Annotated in this window: 14 protein-coding genes; 6 read left to right on the forward strand and 8 right to left on the reverse strand. The window is 72.5% G+C overall.

Going from position 1 to position 18,527, the window contains the following annotated elements; translation table 11 throughout:
- Positions 1 to 106: 106 nt before the first annotated feature.
- The 3 genes from ABZW11_RS10580 to ABZW11_RS10590 all read right to left on the reverse strand — a co-directional run bounded on the left by ABZW11_RS10580 (position 107) and on the right by ABZW11_RS10590 (position 3,799).
- A complete protein-coding gene (locus tag ABZW11_RS10580; RefSeq protein ID WP_355414882.1) occupies positions 107 to 1,759 on the reverse strand; it encodes a DNA repair helicase XPB in 1,653 nt (550 codons plus the stop codon).
- Between the two features lie 131 nt (positions 1,760 to 1,890).
- A complete protein-coding gene (locus ABZW11_RS10585; protein ID WP_355414884.1) occupies positions 1,891 to 2,247 on the reverse strand; it encodes a hypothetical protein in 357 nt (118 codons plus the stop codon).
- 73 nt (positions 2,248 to 2,320) lie between these two features.
- Entirely contained in the window at positions 2,321 to 3,799 is a 1,479-nt protein-coding gene (locus tag ABZW11_RS10590) for an AMP-binding protein (RefSeq protein ID WP_355414886.1), read from the reverse strand.
- A 342-nt stretch (positions 3,800 to 4,141) separates the two neighbouring features.
- On the opposite strand from ABZW11_RS10590, the gene ABZW11_RS10595 reads away from it, so the two are divergent.
- Positions 4,142 to 5,491 (forward strand): hypothetical protein, encoded by a 1,350-nt coding sequence (locus ABZW11_RS10595; RefSeq protein ID WP_355414888.1) that lies wholly within the window; start codon positions 4,142 to 4,144, stop codon positions 5,489 to 5,491.
- On the opposite strand, the gene ABZW11_RS10600 is transcribed toward ABZW11_RS10595, so the two are convergent.
- A complete protein-coding gene (locus ABZW11_RS10600) occupies positions 5,469 to 7,859 on the reverse strand; it encodes a helicase C-terminal domain-containing protein (protein ID WP_355414890.1) in 2,391 nt (796 codons plus the stop codon). The genes ABZW11_RS10595 and ABZW11_RS10600 overlap by 23 nt on opposite strands.
- Positions 7,860 to 7,904: 45 nt before the next feature.
- Here ABZW11_RS10600 and ABZW11_RS10605 point away from each other — a divergent pair, with 45 nt between their 5' ends.
- A complete protein-coding gene (locus ABZW11_RS10605) occupies positions 7,905 to 8,714 on the forward strand; it encodes a hypothetical protein (protein WP_355414892.1) in 810 nt (269 codons plus the stop codon).
- Here the strand turns inward: ABZW11_RS10605 and ABZW11_RS10610 are convergent.
- Both ABZW11_RS10610 and ABZW11_RS10615 read right to left on the reverse strand, forming a co-directional pair.
- Positions 8,711 to 9,328 (reverse strand): helix-turn-helix domain-containing protein, encoded by a 618-nt coding sequence (locus ABZW11_RS10610; RefSeq protein ID WP_355414894.1) that lies wholly within the window; start codon positions 9,326 to 9,328, stop codon positions 8,711 to 8,713. The two genes, ABZW11_RS10605 and ABZW11_RS10610, sit on opposite strands and share 4 nt — an antisense overlap.
- A 34-nt stretch (positions 9,329 to 9,362) precedes the next feature.
- Complete coding sequence (locus ABZW11_RS10615; RefSeq protein ID WP_355414896.1) at positions 9,363 to 9,818, reverse strand: hypothetical protein; 456 nt, start codon at positions 9,816 to 9,818, stop codon at positions 9,363 to 9,365.
- 112 nt (positions 9,819 to 9,930) lie between these two features.
- Here ABZW11_RS10615 and ABZW11_RS10620 point away from each other — a divergent pair, with 112 nt between their 5' ends.
- Both ABZW11_RS10620 and ABZW11_RS10625 read left to right on the forward strand, forming a co-directional pair.
- Positions 9,931 to 10,539 (forward strand): HAD family hydrolase, encoded by a 609-nt coding sequence (locus ABZW11_RS10620; RefSeq protein ID WP_355415191.1) that lies wholly within the window; start codon positions 9,931 to 9,933, stop codon positions 10,537 to 10,539.
- A 93-nt stretch (positions 10,540 to 10,632) separates the two neighbouring features.
- On the forward strand, positions 10,633 to 11,028 hold the full coding sequence (locus ABZW11_RS10625) for a cold-shock protein (RefSeq protein ID WP_355414898.1): 396 nt from the start codon (positions 10,633 to 10,635) through the stop codon (positions 11,026 to 11,028).
- Between the two features lie 124 nt (positions 11,029 to 11,152).
- Here ABZW11_RS10625 and ABZW11_RS10630 read toward each other — a convergent pair whose 3' ends face one another.
- Positions 11,153 to 12,667 (reverse strand): MFS transporter, encoded by a 1,515-nt coding sequence (locus tag ABZW11_RS10630; protein ID WP_355414900.1) that lies wholly within the window; start codon positions 12,665 to 12,667, stop codon positions 11,153 to 11,155.
- 289 nt (positions 12,668 to 12,956) lie between these two features.
- Between ABZW11_RS10630 and ABZW11_RS10635 the strand changes: the two genes are divergently transcribed.
- Positions 12,957 to 13,757, forward strand: a complete 801-nt coding sequence (locus ABZW11_RS10635; RefSeq protein ID WP_355414902.1) for a DUF3027 domain-containing protein — start codon at positions 12,957 to 12,959, stop codon at positions 13,755 to 13,757.
- Between the two features lie 67 nt (positions 13,758 to 13,824).
- Complete coding sequence (locus tag ABZW11_RS10640) at positions 13,825 to 16,860, forward strand: hypothetical protein (RefSeq protein WP_355414904.1); 3,036 nt, start codon at positions 13,825 to 13,827, stop codon at positions 16,858 to 16,860.
- Positions 16,861 to 17,010: 150 nt separating this feature from the next.
- Here ABZW11_RS10640 and ABZW11_RS10645 read toward each other — a convergent pair whose 3' ends face one another.
- A complete protein-coding gene (locus ABZW11_RS10645; RefSeq protein ID WP_355414906.1) occupies positions 17,011 to 18,489 on the reverse strand; it encodes an alpha/beta hydrolase in 1,479 nt (492 codons plus the stop codon).
- Positions 18,490 to 18,527: the final 38 nt, after the last annotated feature.

Below are 18,527 nucleotides of genomic sequence, written 5' to 3' on the forward strand. Positions count from 1 at the left end.
GCAGGTGAGGGGGGTGGTTCGAATGTCGTCGGCCCGCGGAGTCTCGTGGACGTGAGACCACGGTGAATGCCTGGCCGCTCGGGCGAGCGGCCGGGCATCGCGACCGCTACACCCCGCCCAGCACGTCGTCGGCGTCGATGATCTGGTAGGCGTATCCCTGCTCGGCCAGGAACCGCTGCCGGTGCGCCGCGAACTCCTGATCGACGGTGTCCCTGCTGACCACCGTGTAGAACCGGGCGCCCCCGCCGTCGGCCTTGGGCCGCAGCACGCGTCCGAGCCGCTGGGCCTCCTCCTGGCGCGAGCCGAACGTGCCCGACACCTGGATCGCGACGGCCGCCTCAGGCAGGTCGATGGAGAAGTTGGCCACCTTCGACACCACCAGCACCTGGATCTCCTTGTCGCGGAACGCCTGGTAGAGGCGCTCGCGCTCCTTGATCCTGGTGTCGCCCTTGATCACCGGCGCGTTGAGGTGCTCGCCCAGCTCGTCGAGCTGGTCGATGTACTGGCCGATGACCAGCACCTGCTCACCCAGATGGCGGCGGACGAGAGCCTCGGTGACGTGGGTCTTCGACGGCGTGGTGGCGCAGAAGCGGTAGCGCTCCTCCGCCTCGGCCATCGCGTACGCCAGCCGCTCGTCGTCGGTCAGCGTGACCCGGACCTCGACGCAGTCGGCCGGCGCGATCCAGCCCTGGTTCTCCATCTCCTTCCAGGGCGCGTCGTAACGCTTGGGGCCGATCAGCGAGAACACGTCGCCCTCGCGGCCGTCCTCGCGCACCAGCGTCGCGGTCAAGCCGACGCGCCTGCGGGCCTGCAGGTCGGCGGTCATCCGGAAGATCGGCGCGGGCAGCAGGTGGACCTCGTCGTAGACGATCAGGCCCCAGTCGCGGGCGTCGAACAGCTCAAGATGGCTGTAGACGCCTTTGCGCCTGGTGGTCATCACCTGGTAGGTGGCGATGGTGACCGGGCGGATCTCCTTTTTGTTGCCGGAGTACTCGCCGATCTCGTCCTCGGTCAGCGACGTGCGCTTGAGCAGCTCGGTCTTCCACTGGTGGGCCGAGACCGTGTTGGTGACCAGGATGAGCGTGGTGGCCTGGGCGTGTGCCATGGCCGCCGCGCCGACGATCGTCTTGCCCGCGCCACAGGGCAGCACCACCACGCCGGAGCCGCCGTTCCAGAACGCGTCGGCCGCCTCGCGCTGGTAGGGCCGCAGCGCCCAGCCGTCCTCGTGCAGCGTGATGGGGTGGGCCTCGCCGTCGACGTAGCCCGCCAGGTCTTCGGCCGGCCAGCCCAGCTTGAGCAGCGCCTGCTTGACGTTGCCGCGGTCGCTCGGGTGCACGACGACCGAGTCGGCGCCGATGCGCTCGCCCAGCATCGGCTGGATCTTCTTGGAGCGCAGCACCTCCTCCAGCACCGCCCGGTCGGTGGAGGTCAGGACCAGCCCGTTGACCGGGTCCTTCTCCAGGCGCAGCCGGCCGTAGCGGGCCATCGTCTCGGCGACGTCCACGAGCAGCGCGTGGGGCACCGGATAGCGGCTGAAGCTGATGAGCGCGTCGATGACCTGCTCGGCGTCGTGGCCCGCGGCGCGGGCGTTCCACAGCGCGAGCGGCGTGACGCGGTAGGTGTGCACGTGTTCTGGAGCGCGCTCGAGCTCGGCGAACGGCGCGATCGCCTTACGGCAGGCGTCGGCCTGCTCGTGGTCGACTTCGAGCAGCAGCGTCTTGTCGGACTGGACGATCAGCGGTCCATCGCTCACTGGCATGTCTCCGTGGGGTCGCGTACGGGGCTCTGACGCATCAGGACCATCGTCTCGTGATCCCGGCTCCCCCGCTCCGTGTCTCCAACAACGGACACGCCAGGATTAGTCCTGGACGGCGATGTGCGGCCCCCGGCTCAGTCGTCGAAGGCGCCGTTGACGCCCAGCAGGATGAACGTGCCGAAGGTGATCACGAGGCCGGCCCCGAACAGCACCCAGCTCCAGACCAGCATCGTGCGGGCGACCTGCGGCCTGGTGGTGGCCCTGCCGAGCGCGAGGCCGGCGAGGATCGCGCCGGGGATGCTGAAGACGTTGCAGCACGAGACGACCGCGAGCAGGTTGAGCACGAGGGCGACGATCGCGTTGGCGGTCGGGCCGCTGCTGGGAGGCGGCGGAGGAGGACCGTAGCCGTAGCCGTGGTGAGGCGGCGGCTGCTCGCCGTAGGGCGCGCCGTAAGGGATGTACGGGTGGCCCGACGGGTCTTGCTGGCTCATCTTCACCTCCGAACTGGTCAACAATTATCACGGAATCACCCCGTGGCCGACCGGTATGGAGGATGGGCACTGCTCAGCCGAGCAGCGCGCGCAGCGCCTTGCGGTCGAGCTTGAGCACGCTCGTCAGCGGCACGGAGTCCACGAACCGCACCTCCCGGGGATACTTCACCCGGCCCACCCGCTCGCGCGCCCATGCGACGAGCTCCTCGGCCGTCACCGTCGCGCCCGGCCCGAGCTGCACGAACGCCACGACCTCCTCGCCCAGGGCGGGCTCGGGCCGGCCGACGACGCCCGACAGCACCACATCGGGATGCCGGTCGAGCGCGTCCTCGACGTCGCGCGGGAACACGTTGAAGCCGCCCCTGATGATCAGGTCCTTCTTCCTGTCCACGATGTAGAGGTAGCCGTCGTCGTCCACGCAGCCGATGTCACCCGTACGCAGCTCGCCGTCCACCAGCGCCGTGCCCTCGGGGTCGGGCTCGTGCTCGCCCCAGTAGCCGAGCATCAGCGACGACCCCGACACGCACACCTCGCCGACGTCGCCGGGCTCCACGACCTCGCCGTCGGAGTCCCTGATCGTGAGGGAGTAGCCGGCCAGCGGCAGGCCGACGCTGCCCACCCGGCGCCTGCCCGGCGGGTTGAACGTGGTGACCGCGCTGGTCTCGGTCAGCCCGTAGCCCTCCAGGATCTGCACGCCCGGCATCCTGCGCTCGAACTCGCGCAGGGCGTCCCTGCCGAGCGGGGCCGCGCCGCAGGTGAGGTAGGCGAGGTCGGGCAGCGGGCGGGATTCGAGCGGCTCGGCGAGCAGCTCGTGGATCATCGAGGGGACCACCGTGCCGTACCTGACGTGCTGCTCGGCGGCCAGATCGAGGAACTTCTTCGCGTCGAACCAGCGCATCAGCACGGTCTGCTGGGGCTCGCTGGCGTGCAGCGAGGCGACGGTGATGATCAGCCCGTACGCGTGCGACAGCGGCACCGGCACCAGCGCCCGGTTCATGCCCTCCTGGTGGGAGAGGGCGAAGGCGTCCCTGGCGACGTGCCAGAGGCCCTGGTGGCTGAGCATGACGCCCTTGGCCGTGCCGGTGGTGCCGCCGGTGTACATGAGGGCGGCCAGGTCACCGGGGTCTCTGGCGACGGGGCCGTGCTCGGCGGCGCGTTCGAGCTCGGCGGTGTCCACGTACGCGGGGACGTCCACGCCGGCCGCGCGTACGGTGTCGGCCAGCTCGGGGGAGGTGACGACGGCGGCCGCGCCGCTGTCGGTGAGCACGTGCCGCAGCTCGTCGGGGCCCACCAGGAACACCACCGGCGTCACCACCGCGCCCGCCGCCCACAGCGCCTGGTAGACGATCGGCACCTCGGGGGAGTTGGCCATCATGACCGCGACCCGGTCGCCCGGCCTGATGCCGGCCTCGATGAAGCCGCCGCACATCCGGCGCGCCCGCTCGGCGAGCGCGTGGCCGCGGTGCCAGACGCCGTCGTAGAACACCGCGTCGTGGTCGTCGAAACGCTGCCATGACTCCTCGGCCAGGCGGCCCAGCGTGTGCTCGGTCACATGCCCAACCTGATGGGAGCGGGGAGGCGGAGTCAAGAGCCGTGACCTTGACTCGTCATTGTGGACATGGGTGGCGTAGGCCGTAAATCGATATATTCCCCGTTATATTGTGCTTCGAGTTTGCATGTAGCGCTAGATCGTGTATCTGTGGAGACCTACGGGTCGTGAGGCCCCGTGCGGGCAATGCCGGGCATGATCCACGTGTCCGGGACTGTCGTGAAGGGTGACTGATTTCCGCAGGTCAGGTGCGGGATGGCTGCCTCTCGTACGAAGGCGAAGAAATTCCTTGACTCGCAGGTCGTCTTTCTGGAGAAAACCTTCCCCCTTATTCCGAGGTGCTTCGTGACGGAAACGCCTGAAACGGGCGAGATCGACCTGGACCACATTACGCTCACAGGAAGTCTCATAGCGGTCAGCGACCACGTGCGCGTCACCGCCGCTCCCGCCACCGGAGACCTGACCAGGCGGGCGGCCGACGCACAGCTCAGGTCGTACCTGGAGCCGGGATGCTTTCCCGAGGCGGTGCGGCGGCTCGCCATGGGCCACCTGCTCGTCCTCGTCGGTGAGGAGGACAGCGGGCGCCGGCTCGGGGCCATCGCGCTGCTGTCGCGCATGTCGCTGGCCGAGAGCACCATCACCGTGCTGTCCCCGGCCGCCGGGCCTTCCGAGCTGCTGACGGGCATCGAGTACGAGCCGGGCCGGGCGTACCTGCTGCACGACTGGATCGCCGGGGCCGAGCGCTCCGAGCTGGTCGAGCTGGCCCGCAAGCTGGCCGAGCTGGGCTCGTACCTGGTCGTCACCAGGAGCGGCGCGCCGTCGGCCGCCGTCGAGGTCGAGCTGGCGTGGGCCGCGCCCGACCCCGGCGAACTGTACGACCTGTGCCTCAGCGCCTTCGACCGGCGGGCCGGGCTCAGCCCCGCCGAGCTGACCCGCGGCAGGGACCTGGCGCTGCGCCTGCCCACGCCCGCCGAGGTCGATCGGCTGGCCGCCCGCCTGGCCCGCGGCGAACCGCCCGCCGACGAGGTGGCCGCCTGGTTCGACACCAAGCCGGCCATGGGCGAGGTGCTGGGGGTGGCCGCGCTGGCGTTCGCGCACCGGCTCTCCGAGCCGGCCTTCGACGCGCAGCTCGCCAGGCTCGAACGCCTCTGCGGCGACACCGCGCGCCGGCCGCTCGCCGGGCCGCTCGTCGGCGTCGTGGACGGGCTCGTCGGCTTCCGCGCGCCGCACCAGCGCGGGCAGGTGCTGGCCGAGCTGGTCGGACGCTACGGGTTCTGGCTGTGGCAGCCGCTGCGCGACTGGGTCAGGTCGCTGCCCGGGCAGGGGGCGGCCGTCCAGGTGCGGGCGGCGGCCGGTCTCGCGCTGCTCGCGCGGCACTCGGGCAGGGAGGTGCGGCAGGAGTTCCTGGAGGTGTGGGCTTCAGGAAGCGCGGCCGAGCAGGTGGCGGCGGCGAACGTGCTGTCGTACATGTGCGGTGACGACACCCTCGCCCCTGAGGCGCTCAGGATCGTGCTGGAGTGGTCGGCCGACCCCCGCGATCCGCGTGCGACGGTGGCGGCGGTGGCGCTGGGCGGCGGGCTCGCCGTCCGCTACCCGGACGACTGCGCACGGCACCTGCGCCGGCTGGAGTCGTCCGGCGGCCCCGTCGCGTCGGTGGCCGCCCAGTCACTGCTCAGAGTCCGGCGACGCCCGTGATGCGGTGGAGGGCGAAGCGGTGGACGGCGGCGCGGGTCTCGTCGTACGCCGTCAGGTAGCCGCCCTCCATCCTGGCCGGCTCCAGGATGCGCGAGGTGGCGTTCCCCTGGGAGTCGAGGTAGCCGATCCACACCCGCACGCCCTGCTTGATGGCCTCCTGAAGGGCCGAGATGGTGGCCGTGGCGGGGCCGCGCGGGACGCCGCCGCCTGGCGCGTCCGCGGGCTCGCGCCGCGACAGGTGCGCCGCGTCGCCGGCCCGCAGCGCGCGTACGGCCGCCGCCGCCACCTCGGGATCGAGGCCGTTGGGCGGCGCCATCGCGCGGGCGGGGGTGAGCGCCTCGGTGCGCCGGCTCTCCAGCTGCGAGATGATCACGTCGCCGTCGAGCGACTCGGCGACCGGCGCGTACCCCATGGCGCGCAGCGAGTCGACCAGCGCCGCCCTGGACGAGCGCGAGGCGATCACGGTCGGCGCCAGCCGGCGCAGCCGCAGCGCGGCCGAGCGCCGGTCGGCGGTGATCTGGTCGAGCAGCGCGGGGTCGTCGCACCTGATGTACGCGCTCGCCGTGCCCACCCTGATCCGCCCGTGCCGCCGCGCGACGTCGGTCACCAGGTACGACAGCGCCTGCGGCACCGGCGTCGCCGAGTGGCGGGCCAGCATCGACACCAGCTCCTCGCCCCCGTGCCCGGCGTCGAGCGCCCGCCTGATCGACTGCTCGCTGAACCGGTAGACGGTCGCCCCGCCCTTCGACTCGACGTCGGCGGTGAGCGTCATCCAGCGGTTGAGCTCGCTGGTGAGCGGCCCGGGCGCGACGGCGGTGAGGTCGGCCTGCAGCAGCACGTGATCGACCGGCTCCGGCAGCAGCGGCGCCAGCGCGCCCGCCGCGTCGCCGCCCTCGGCGAGCAGCCTGCCGTGCGCGGACAGCGCGCCCAGCCCGGTCACGCCCACCTGCTCGGCCTCCCGCAGCGTGAACTCGGTGAGCTGCTGGCGCAGCGGCCCCCTCCTGCGGGGCTGCTCCCACGCCAGCCGTTCGAGCACCGCGTCACGGTCGGGCGCGAGGCCCGGCGCCGCCGCCAGCACGCCCAGCGTGGCCGCCCGCACCCCGGGCGCCGACGAGCGGCGCAGGTCGGTGTGCAGGGCGTTGAGCGGCCTGTCACGCTCGTCGCGGTCGCCGACCAGGCCGGGCACCCGGTCCATGTGCAGCCACGTGGCCGCCAGCGTCACCCACCGGTCGGCGGTGGACCTGACCCGCCACAGGTCGTAGCCAGCGGTCGGCAGCCACTCGCCGTCCACGCCGCCGCCCGCCGCGATCAGGCCGGCGGCGTGCGCGACCTCGATCACCAGCGCCGCCACCCACTCCGGCACGTCCAGCTCGGCCGAGGCGCGCTTCAGATCGCGTACGCCGAGCCCGCCGGTACGCAGCACGCCGGGCGGCTCGATGCTCCACCTTTCGCACAGCTCCTCCACCGACCTGACGAACGAGAACGCCTGCCCCGCCGCCGTACGGTCGGTCAGCTTCTGGTCGCGCGCGGCCCCCTGCAGCGGCGGCGGCACCGCGAGCAGGCCCCGGTGCACCCGGCCGCCGCGCAGGTGGAGGGCGACCTCGCGGGGCAGCGTCACGCTCTCCTCGCCGGTCGCCGCCAGCAGGCCGCGGGCCAGCAGCTCCTCGATGGGGGAGCGGGCCGACTCGATGCGGACCTCGCGCCTGGCGTTCGGCACGCGGCCGGTGGGCGGGCCCCAGGCGAGCTGGTCGAGCGCCGCTCTGGCCTCGGGGGAGACCGAGCCGATCAGCTCGGCGGGATCGGTCAGCGCCGCCGCCAGGCGTTCCTTGCCCGTGCCCGTGGTGCCCGGCGCGACGTCGTCGGCCATCTCGGTCAGTTGCTCGGGTGCGTGGTGGCGGAACGCGTCGGCCGCGCTCGGGCCCAGGCCGGCCGGGTCGTCGAGCACCTTGCGGACGCCGGGACCGAGGTGGAGGGTGTCGTCGGGGCCGTACAGGAGGGCCAGCTCGCGCAGCCTGTCGAGGGCGGCGGTCAGCGCAGGCTCGGGGTCCGCGCCGCGTGCGCGCTTACCGCCGCGCTTGCCGTTGACCGCCTGGGCGTCGTCCGGATCGTCGGCGGCCAGGGCCGCGGCGATCAGGGCGCGCAGGGCGTCCTTCGACAGCGGCTCCTCGCGTACGGCCAGCGTCTCCACGACCGCCAGCGTGAACCGGTCGAGCCGGTCGAGCACCCTCGCTATGGCCGACGGGCTCGCCGCGCGGGACGCGAGACCTTCCAGGTGCGCGGGCACCGGAGTGATCAACTCGGGACGCGCGGAGACGAGCGCCCGTAGCTGTTCGTCGGTGCGCCCCCTGATCCACTCCGTGAACTCCATCGTTGCCATGGTATGTCCCCCCTGATTGAGGCAGCATTGCTAGGCGTGATAGAGCGCGCGGACCAGCTCGTGCTGAACTACGTCTCCAAGGCCGCCGACGCGGCTCACGGTGTGCTGCGCGCCGACCAGCGGCTCGACTTCGCCCGCCGGCTGCGCGCCAGGATCGAGACCGAGCGGGGCGGTAGCCAGGACGCGCGGCAGGTGGCGCGGGTGCTGGCCAGGTTCGGCGACCCGATGGACCTGGTCGAACGCGAGGCCCGCCGCCTCGCCGCCCCCACCCCCGCTGAGGCGGCGGAAAGCGCGACGCGGCAGCTGCCGGCCGTGGTGGACGAGCGGGAGGCGCCGCCCGGCGTGCGGGTCCATCGGCGGCTCGCCGAGGAGCATCTGGCGCAGGAGCGGGGGTACGGGCTGCCGTTCGCCGGGCTGCGCAGGGTGGCGATGGCGCGGGCCAACCCCATGGCCACCGGCGGCAGGGACGCCAGGACCATCGTCAAGGAGCATCCGCGCGACGCGGCCGCCATCGTGATCCTCGTGGCGGCCGCGCTGCTGGTGCCGTTCCACCTGGCGCCGCTGGCGATCTTCCCGGTGCCGGTCGTGGTGTGGGCGCTCGGCGCGGCGCCGGTGCTGTTCAGCGAGAGCTGGAACCTGCGCGACAAGCTGCTCGGCATCGGGGCCCCGATGCTCGGCTACTCCGCGGGCGGCGTGCTCGTCGGGGGCCTGCGGGTGGGCGTCGAGGCCGGGTGGCAGCCGTTCATCGAGCAGTTCTTCGACGTCAGCGGCACGATGTTCATGATCGGTACGGGGCTCGGCGTCGTCTGGCTGGCGTACCGGCTGCTCGCGCTGGACGAGCGTTAACTCACCGGGGCGGGGCTGGGCAGCAGGCCGAGCGCGAGGCGTACCCACGCGCTGACGAACTGGTCCTTCTCCGCGTGCCCCGGCAGCTCCCCGATCGTCTCCTGGAACAGCCGGTAGTGCACCACCGAGCCGCCCAGCACCGCCGCGATGCCCGTCCAGTCGAGCTCGGCGTCGCGGTATTCGGGCTGGGCGCGGAACCAGCTCACGATGGCGTCGAACATCGGCTGGAGCAGACCCTCGCGGACGACCTCGACCAGCTCGGGGAACTGGCTCAGGTCGCGGAAGAAGACCCGCGTCAGCTCCGACTCCTCGCGCACCTTCGCCAGGCCCGCGCGGCACACGTGCGCCAGGCGCTCCTCCAGGTCGACCGACGACTCCATGGCGCTCAGCTCCGCCAGGCTCTCGGCCACCTGGATCCTGGTCCGGCTGGCGTGCTCGTTGATGGCCGCGGCGAGGACCTCGTACTTGGACTTGAAGTGCCGGTAGAGCCCTCCTGCGCCGGGGGACAGCCCTGAGGCGGCCTCGATCTCGGCCACGGACGTGGCGGAGTAGCCCCGTTCCGCGAACAGCCGCAGGGCCTCGTCGACGATCCGCTCGCGGGTCGATCTGCTCATGTCTGTGCTGATACCTCCGTAAGGAGCGTAGTCGCTAATCAGCGGTACGCCGGATGAGGCCCGCCACCGCGGAGCCGATGATCAACCAGACGATCGCCGCGAGGCCGTAGTTGACGAGCGTCGTCCAGCGCGGGTCGGCGAACTGGAAGAGGTTGGCCAGGCCCAGGGACAGCGACGAGGCGAGCGTTTCGACGAACTGGTACCACACGTTGGCCGGGTTGGCCTTGAGCACCGTGAAGATCGCGTAAAGCAGGACGGACAGCGCGGCCACGCGGGCGGCCAGGCGTACCAGGGCGGCCAGGGCGGTCATCACGCGCCGCCACGGCGTCACGGCCTTCCCGCCGGGTCGGGCCGGGCGGTGCGGGCGGTGCGGGCGCGGCACGGCGGGTCCGCTCCCGGCGCGCGGGCGGCTCTCCGTGACGGCACCGCCCTTGACGGGGGACGCGACGAGCCGGTCTCCGGCGTGCGGCGGGTGGGGGGTGTCGGTCACGGCCGCTCCTCTCCGATAAGTAATTCCTTTCTTCCCATTCCCATGCTCCCAGAACAAGGCCCGTTACGGGCAGTAGGGGAGGGTTTGGCATCCTTCACGTGTGACGACTTCGGTGGGATTCGACCTTGACATGACATTGGCGGACACGCGGGAGGGCATCGCGGCCGTTTACGACGAGCTGGCCGTGCGATTGGGCGTGCCATTTGACAGTGCGGCGATCGTGGAACGGCTGGGGCCGCCGCTGGAGGTGGAGCTCGCCAACTGGTTGCCGCCCGAGGAGGTGCCCGCGGCGGCCGACCTCTATCGGGAGATATATCCGAAACTGGGAGTTCCGGTGCACACGGCCATGGCGGGCGCGTACGAGGCCATCGACGCCGTACGCCGGGGCGGCGGCCGGGTCATCGTCGTGAGCGGCAAGAACACCCGCGACGCCGCCGGCACCGTCAAGGCGCTGGGCCTGGCCGTGGACGAAGTGGTCGGCTCGCTTTTCGGAGCGGCCAAGGGATCGGCACTCGCGCGCTTCGGCGCGGCGGCTTATGTTGGTGACCATGTCGCGGACATCGAGGCGGCACGCGCGGGCGGCGCCGTGAGCGTGACAGTGGCGACCGGTCCTTACACGGTGGGAGAGCTGCGTGATCACGGAGCTGATGTGGCGCTGGGCGACCTGACCGAATTCACCGCCTGGTTCGCCGGCTGGCGTGATCATGGCGGTCCCATGTAATTATCGGGGATTTACCCGGTCGCCCTGGCGCTTCCCGGGGCATAACCTACTTCCATCCGTCCTTCTTTTCGACTGTTTGAACGAGGTCCTCCTGTGCCGAGTGGCAAGGTCAAGTGGTACGACGCCGACAAGGGATTCGGCTTCCTCACCCGCGACGACGGCGGTGAGGTCTTCGTGCATTCATCCGCACTGCCCGCTGACGCGGGGCCGCTCAAGCCGGGCCAGAAGGTCGAGTTCGGCGTGGCCGAGGGTCGCCGGGGCCAGCAGGCGCTGTCGGTCAGGATCCTGGAGCAGCCGCCGACGCTCGCCAAGGTCAAGCCCAAGGGCAAGCGGAAGAAGCCGGATGAGATGGTGGTCATCGTCGAGGATCTGATCAAGCTGCTCGACGGGGTCTCGACGTCGTACCAGCGCGGCAAGCACCCGGACGCGGCCCACGCCAAGAAGATCGCCCAGGTCCTCCGCGCCGTGGCCGACGACCTCGACGCCTGACCCCACCCGCCGGCGCACGTCTTCTGTGAGAGGACCCCCACGTCGTCCTCTCACAGCTCCTGCGTTGCTCCTCAGGGGCGGCACTGGTTCGGGACGGGGTGGTGTGTGCGCGTCCCCGCGAAGGTCAGGCGTTGGGGTTGGTCAGGGGTTTGGTGGGGTCCACCGGTTCAGGGCGTGACGGGGTTTCTGGTCGGGCGTGTTCGCGGTGGAGGCGGTCCCGCACCGCGCGTACGCGCCTGCGGCGGGTCACCAGGAGCCAGCCGAGGGCGGCCGTGAGCAGGACCGCGAGCGTGACCAGGCCGGCCGTGCTGCTCTGAGTCAGCGACAGCACCAGGCCCACCAGGCCACCGAACACCCATGCCAGCTGCAGCATCGCCTCCACCACGCCGAACGTCGACGACCGCACCTCCTCACCGATCTCCCGCTGCACGATCGCGTCGAGCGCCAGCTTGCCCAGCTCCTGCGCGAAGGCGGTGATGAGGGAGATCGCCAATGCCGCCCAGATGCCGAAGAAGACGGCGGCGGCGATGGTGGTGACGGCCGTGACGGCGAGCGTGACGAGCACGATGCCCTGCGGCGAACGATTACGGGTCCAGTTGGCGACGGCGGCGCCTGCCAGGCCGCCCAGCCCGGCGGCGCCCGCCAGCAGCGCGATCGTCTTCGTGACGTCGAAGAACGGGTCACCCGCCGCCGGGCCGCCGGCCGACAGCCACGGCACGGCCGCGTCCTGGACCAGGAAGAGCAGGAAGAACAGCAGGAAGCCGGAGAAGACGCGGATGGCCACGTTCGCCCAGACGGCCTCGGCGACGGTGGCCCCGACCTTGAGCAGCGTGCGCCAGCGCGGCGCGGCGCCCTCCTCCTCCAGGTCGGGCGAGTCGACGTGCCGCGGCAGGCGTACGGCGACGACCCCGAGCAGCAGGAACGCCACCATCGCGATCCGCAGCACCACCGCGCTGCCCAGCCACGCGGTCAGCCCAGCGCCGACCGGCACCGCGACCCCGGCCGAGACCAGCGTGAACAGCGCCACCCGCGCGTTCGCCGACACCAGCGTGATGTCGGCGGGCAGCACGGACGGCATGATCGCCGCCCGCGACACGTTGTACGCCTTCGACAGCACCAGCACGCCGAGCGCCCCGATGAACAGCGTGGGCAGGTCGCCGGGCCCCACGGCGGCGGCCATGGCGAAGCAGAGCAGGCCGCGGCCGAACAGCGTCCCGGCCATGACGTAACGCCGCCCCGACCTGAACCGGTCGAGTATCGGCCCCACGAACGGCGCCAGCAGCGCGAACGGCAGCATCGTGATGACCAGGTAGAGGGCGACGGAGCCGCGGGCCTCACCGACGGGCACCCCGAAGAACACCGTGCTGGCCAGCGCGACGGTGACGAGCGCGTCACCGGCGCTGTTGCCCGCCGACAGCTCGATCAGCCGGCCCAGCCCGGTGCGGCCCGCGCCGTTGGCATAGGTGAGCCGCCGGGTGGCCCGCCCGACCTTCCTCGCACCCGCGGCCGTGGCCTTTCCCGCCCGTGCGGTGCCGGTCGCGGTGGCCTTGGTCGCGCGCGCCGTCGCACGTCCCGCGTCGGCGGCGCCACGCGCCACCCGCCGCGAGATCTCGCGTGCTCGCTCCCAGCCACCCTCCACGCCTACCAGTCTTACCCGAATCCCTCCGCGATCTCAGCGCGGGTCCGCCCCTGGACATCAGCCCTTTTCCCACCGCCGAGAACCAGCCCAGGAGAAGGCCGGATCCGCCGGCGCCGGCCAAGGGTCACGACCTGCGGGACGGCCGCCGGAGGGCCGAGCACCGGAGGGCCGAGGGGTGGGGAACGGGTGGGGGAATTGGGGGCGGGATGCGCGGTTGTGGGTCCCGCGGGTCGCTCGATGGGTGAGAATGAAGTGTGAGCGAACAGCACCTTTCGGCGGAGGCGGGCCGATGAGCCGCACCAGGGCCCGTGTCTCCGCTCCCGACCAGGCCTGTGTCGCCGCCGTCGATCTGGCGCGCGCCGCGGCCGAGGAGCTGGCGCGGCCGGGCGAGCCCGGTGAGCACCTCGGCTACGAGAGCGAAGGCGACCGGATCGTCACCCACTACTTCGCCTGCCAGGATCGCGCCTATCGCGGCTGGCGGTGGGCCGTCACCGTCACGCGCGCGTCGCGGGCGAAGAAGGTGACGGTCAGCGAGGCGGTCCTGCTCCCCGGCACCGGCGCGCTGCTGGCGCCCGAGTGGCTGCCGTGGAGCGAGCGGTTGCGCCCCGGCGACCTCGGGGTGGGCGATCTGCTGCCGACCGCCGACGACGACGACAGGCTGGCGCCGGGTTTCACCGAGACCGACGACGACGCCGAGCATCAGGCGGTTTTCGAGTACGGCCTGGGCCGGGCACGTGTGCTCTCGGCCATCGGCAAGGACCGGGTTGCCAGACGCTGGCACTCGGGCGAGCACGGGCCGCACACGCCGATCGCACACGCCGCTCCCGCGCAGTGCTCCACCTGCGGCTTCTACTGGCTGCTCGCGGGTGGGCTGCGGCAGATGTTCGGAGTCTGCACTAACGAATACGCACCCGACGATGGCAAGGTCGTCGCCGCCGACCACGGCTGCGGCGCCCACTCGGAGGCCGCCGTGTCGCCGCCGCCGGTCGAGCAGGCGATCCCGATCCTCGACGACCTGGGCTACGACCTCATGGAGGAGGAGGCGGGCTCGGTCGACGAGTCGGCTTCCGAAGAGCTCGGCCATTCCTGATCGTGAGTGTCGGTGCGGGCCGCTAACCTACGGTGGCCCCCAACCCTCTCTACCAGGATCGTGATCGATGAGCGACACCTACGGCACTGACCGGATGCGCGCGGCCGTCCTGTCCGCGTGGACGGCCTCGCCTGCCCGGTTCCGCGAGGACGCCAACGCGGAGGAGGACTTCGCGCTCGGCGGTTACCGCGACCGGCTGATCGTCGAGCTGGCCCAGAACGCGGCCGACGCGGCGCTGCGGGCGGGCGTGCCGGGCGTGCTGCGGCTGACGTTGCGCGGCGAGGTGCTGACGGCCGCCAACACCGGCGCGCCGCTCGACGCCACCGGCGTGGAGAGCCTGTCCACGCTGCGCGCCTCGGGCAAGCGTGACGAGGCCGGGGCGGCGGGCAGGTTCGGTGTCGGGTTCGCGGCGGTGGTGTCGGTCTGCGACGCGCCGTCGATCGGCTCGCGCGGCCACGGCGCGGTCCGCTGGTCCCGTACGGAGACCGCGGCGCTGGTGGCCGACATCCCGGCGCTGGCGGGCGAGCTGGCCAGCCGCGGCGGTCACGTGCCGCTGCTGCGGCTGCCGTTCGACGAGCCGCCGTTCGTCGACATCCCCGAGGGCTTCGACACCCTCGTACGCCTGCCGCTGCGCGACCACGCGAGCGTCGAGGCGGTCCGCGCGATGCTGGCCGAGACCAGCCCCGCGCTGCTGCTCGGCCTGCCCGCGCTGGAGCGCATCGAGATCGAGCTCGACGGCGAGATGCGCACGGTGGCGGCCGAGGGCTGGCACGTCGTGTCGGAGTCGGGCGAGTTCACCCAGGAAGAGGTCGCGAGGCTGTTCGCCGACCGGCCCACCGAGGAGCGGGCCCGCCCCTTCTGGTCGCTGCGCTGGGCCGTCCCGGTCACCGGCACGGGCGAGCCCGGCGCGCTGCCCGCCATCGTGCCGCCCGTGGTGCACGCGCCGACCCCCAGCGACGAGCCGATCGACCTGCCCGCGCTGCTGATCGCGTCGTTCCCGATGGCCACCGACCGGCGCCACGTCGCCAAGGGGCCGCTGACCGACTTCCTGGTCGAGCGGGTCGCCGACGCCTACGTACGCCTGCTGCGCGAGCTGCCCCGCACGTCCAGGCTGCTCGACCTCGTGCCGTCGCTGATGGGCAAGGGCGAGCTCGACGCCCGCATCCGCAGGGCGGTGCTGCGGCGGCTGCCCGCCACGCCGCTGCTGCCCGCGCTGTCGGCGCCCGCGCCCGTCGTGCAGACCCCGTCGTTCGCCGACGAGCGGGTCTACGAGCCCGACGCCGAGTGGCGGGTCGAGCATCCCGTGCCCGAGCCCGAGGGCGACGGCTGGGTGGTGGCCGGCCGCGAGGCCGCCGTGGTGCCCGGCGCGTCCGCCGAGTTCCTGGCGGCGATCGCCGGTTTCGTGCCCGGCCTGCTGCCCGCCGGCTGGAACGCCCGCCACCCCGCCATGGCGGCGCTCGGCGTGCGCAGGGTCGAGCTGGCCGACGTCGTCGACCTGCTGTCGGGCGAGGCCGTGGAGGGGCGCGAGCCGTCGTGGTGGCGTTCGCTCTATGAGGTGCTGCCGGCCGACGACCCCGAGTCGCTGGGCGCGCTGCCCGTGCCGCTGACCGACGGGCGGCTCGTACGCGGCCCGCGCGGCACCCTCATCCTGACCGACGGTGGCGCCGAGCTCGACCTGACGCCGCTCGGGCTGCGCATCGTGCACCCCGAGGCGGCCCACCCGGCGCTGCTGAGGCTCGGCGCGGCCGAGGCGACGCCCCGCACGGTGCTCGACGACCCGCTGACCAAGGCCGCGGTCTCCCAGTCGCTCGACAGCCCCGACCCCGAGCCGGTGGCGAAGGCCGTGCTGTCGCTGGTCGAGGCGTCGGGGCTGGCGCCCGGCGAGGCGCCGTGGCTGGCCGAGCTGGCGCTGCGCGGCAGCGACGGCGACCTCTATCCGGCGGGCGAGCTGATGCTGGCCGACGGGGCGCTGGCCGGGCTGCTTGAGCCCGACACGCATCTCGGGGTGGCGGCGTCGGAGCTGGAGGAGACCTACGGGCCGCGGGTGCTGGCGGCGGCGGGCGTGCTCGACGGGTTCGCGGTCGTCCACGACGCCGACGTGCTGCTCGACCCCGACGACTGCGACCACGACCTCGACGGCGAGGCCGACTGGCTCGACCACGTGCTCGACCTGCTGCCCGACCTCGACGTGCCGCCGCTGGTGCCCGAGTTCGTGGCCGTGCGCGACCTTGAGCTGGTGGCCGACTGGCCGGCCGCGCTGCGGCTGCTGACCACGCCGCCGCTGCGGGCCGCGCTGCATCCGCTGCGGGTCGAGGGCGTCGAGGTGCCGTCCTACACGGCGTGGTGGCTGGCCAACCGTCCGGTGCTCGGCGGGCGCAAGCCTTCGGAGCTGCGGCTGCCCGGCGCCGACCCGCTGTTGCAGGGCCTCTACGCCGACGCGCCCACCGGGCTCGACGAGGCGGCGCTGTCCATGCTCGGCGTCCGTACGACGCTGCCCGACCTGCTGGCCTCCCACGGCGGGCCCGAAGAGCTGCTCGACCTGATGGCCGACGAGTCGATCGAGGTCGATCGGGCGCAGCTGCGGTCGCTGTGGGTGGCGCTCGCCGCCGTCGATCCTTCGCGGGTGGCGCCGCCCGCGCGGGTGCGTGCCGTGCTGCGCGGGGCCATCGTGGTGGCCTCGGCCGACGACGCCGTCGTGGTGGAGGCGCCCGACCTGCTCCAGCTCGTCTCCGATCGGCCGCTGGTGCTGGCCCCGTACGATCTGGCCGAGGCGCTGTCCGAGCTGCTCGACCTGCCGCTCGCCGGTGAGCTGACCTCCGGTGAGGTCACCTCGGAGGGGGTGACGCGGCCGGTGCCCGCCGAGGTGCGCTCGTTGCTGCCCACGGCGCCCGAGACGTATGTCGAGCACGAGAAGCTGCTCGTGGACGGTGTGGAGTGCGCGTGGCGGTTCTTCGAGGGGTCGGTGCACTGCACCGGGGTCGATGGGCTGGCCAGGGGGCTGGCGTGGGCCACCGGGCAGTGGAACGACCGGCTCGCGGTGGCGGCGCTCCTGCGTGATCCGGCGGCGGTGCCGCTGCTGCTTGCCGAGGCCGATCTGTCCTGATGGTCATCCCGTCGTCGTCAGGGCGCGGCGGTCCAGCAGCGGCCTGACGACAGCCGGTGAGAGCCGCGTCAAGGCGGCGGCCTTTCGCGCTCGCACCCGCCCCGTCTGAGCGGCGGCCCCGAGGAGCTGAGGCGCCGCCGACGTGAGGGGTCAGGCGGGGCAGGTGGCGCCCTTGTCCGGGAGTTCGCCGTCCAGCAGGTACGCGTCCACCAGGCCCATCACGCACTGGCTGCCGCTCAGGTACGCGCCGTGGCCCTCGCCCTCGTACGTGACCAGGACCCCGGTCTTGAGCTGGGCGGTGAGTTCGGTGGCCCACTCGTACGGCGTGGCGGGGTCGCCCTTGCCGCCGACGACCACGATGGGCGCCGAGCCGGTGGCGTCGATGCGCTTGGCCTCGTCGTCGCCCGGCACCGGCCAGTGGGCGCACGCCGAGGAGGAGCCCTCCACCGACAGGATCGGGAAGATCTTGCGGATCTTGGTCTCCATCCGCGCGACGTCGGCCGCGGTGGGCCGCTCGCTGTTGTCGGCGCAGTTGATGGCCATCAGGCTGCTCATGGACGTGTTGTACGTCCCGTCGGCCCGCCGCCCGGTGTAGGCGTCGGCCAGGGCGAGCAGCATGGTGCCGTCGCCCTTGCGCGCCGCGGCGACGGACTGCTCCAGCACCGGCCAGCTCTGCTTGGCGTACAGCGGGGTGATGACGGCGAGCTGCGCCAGCCCGTACGTCAGCTCGCGCTCACCCACCTTGATGGGCTTGGTCTTGAGCTGTTCGAGCAGGTCCAGGACGTTCTTCTCGACGTTGGCCGGGGACGCGCCGATCTCGCAGCTCTGGGCGACGCAGTCCGCGGCGAACGCCTCGAAGGCGGCGTCGAACCCGCCCGCCTGGATGACCGCCCGCTCCTCGAAGGTCACCGTGGGGTCGAAGGCGCTGTCGAGGACGAAGCGGCCGACGTTCTTCGGGAAATGGGTGGCGTAGACGGCGCCGAGGTGGGTGCCGTAGGAGAAGCCGAGGTAGTTGAGCTTGTCGTCGCCCAGCGCGACGCGCATCTGGTCGAGGTCCTTGGCCGCGTTCACGGTGCCGACGTGCGGCAGCACCTTGCCGGAGTCCTTCTCGCACGCGGCGGCGAACTCGGCGGCCAGTTTGTCCTGGTCCTCGCCGTGGCCGGCGGCGAGCAGCTTCTCGACGGTGCCGCCGCAGCGGACGCCGGCGCTGCGGTCCACGCCGCGCGGGTCGAAGCTGACCAGGTCGTAGCGGGTGCCGAGCTTGGTGAACGCGGCGGAGGCGGTGGCGAGGGTGTCCACGCCGGAGGCGCCGGGGCCGCCGAAGTTGAACACGAGCGAGCCGAGGCGCTCGCCGGTGGCCTTGACACGGATGAGCGCGAGGTCGATCTTCTCGCCGTCCGGCTTGGCGTAGTCGAGGGGGACCGGCAGCTTGGCGCACTCGACGCCGGGGCCGGGCGTGGCGGGCTTGCCGTCGGCGCCCATGAGGTCGGTGCAGGCGCCCCACGCGATGGAGCCCTGGTCACTGCTGCTCGGCACGGGGGTCGCGCTGGGCGGGGCAGGGGAGCCGCCGCTGCCGCAGGCGGTGAGGAACGCCGCTCCCAGCAGGAGCGTCACGATCGGCTTCTTCATGCCGTCCAGCATGGTTCGACAGCTATATGCCGATGTAG

Origin of the sequence: Nonomuraea sp. NPDC004580, assembly GCF_040609855.1 — a bacterium.
GTDB classification, from domain to species: domain Bacteria; phylum Actinomycetota; class Actinomycetes; order Streptosporangiales; family Streptosporangiaceae; genus Nonomuraea; species Nonomuraea salmonea.

What these genes read in the sequence shown, in the direction of transcription:
- ABZW11_RS10580 (WP_355414882.1), bottom strand. Translation starts at nt 1,759, where the DNA reads ATGCCAGTGAGCGATGGACCGCTGATCGTCCAGTCCGACAAGACGCTG.
- ABZW11_RS10585 (WP_355414884.1), bottom strand. Translation starts at nt 2,247, where the DNA reads ATGAGCCAGCAAGACCCGTCGGGCCACCCGTACATCCCTTACGGCGCG.
- ABZW11_RS10600 (WP_355414890.1), bottom strand. Translation starts at nt 7,859, where the DNA reads ATGGAGTTCACGGAGTGGATCAGGGGGCGCACCGACGAACAGCTACGG.
- ABZW11_RS10610 (WP_355414894.1), bottom strand. Translation starts at nt 9,328, where the DNA reads ATGAGCAGATCGACCCGCGAGCGGATCGTCGACGAGGCCCTGCGGCTG.
- ABZW11_RS10635 (WP_355414902.1), top strand. Translation starts at nt 12,957, where the DNA reads ATGAGCCGCACCAGGGCCCGTGTCTCCGCTCCCGACCAGGCCTGTGTC.
- ABZW11_RS10640 (WP_355414904.1), top strand. Translation starts at nt 13,825, where the DNA reads ATGAGCGACACCTACGGCACTGACCGGATGCGCGCGGCCGTCCTGTCC.
- ABZW11_RS10645 (WP_355414906.1), bottom strand. Translation starts at nt 18,489, where the DNA reads ATGAAGAAGCCGATCGTGACGCTCCTGCTGGGAGCGGCGTTCCTCACC.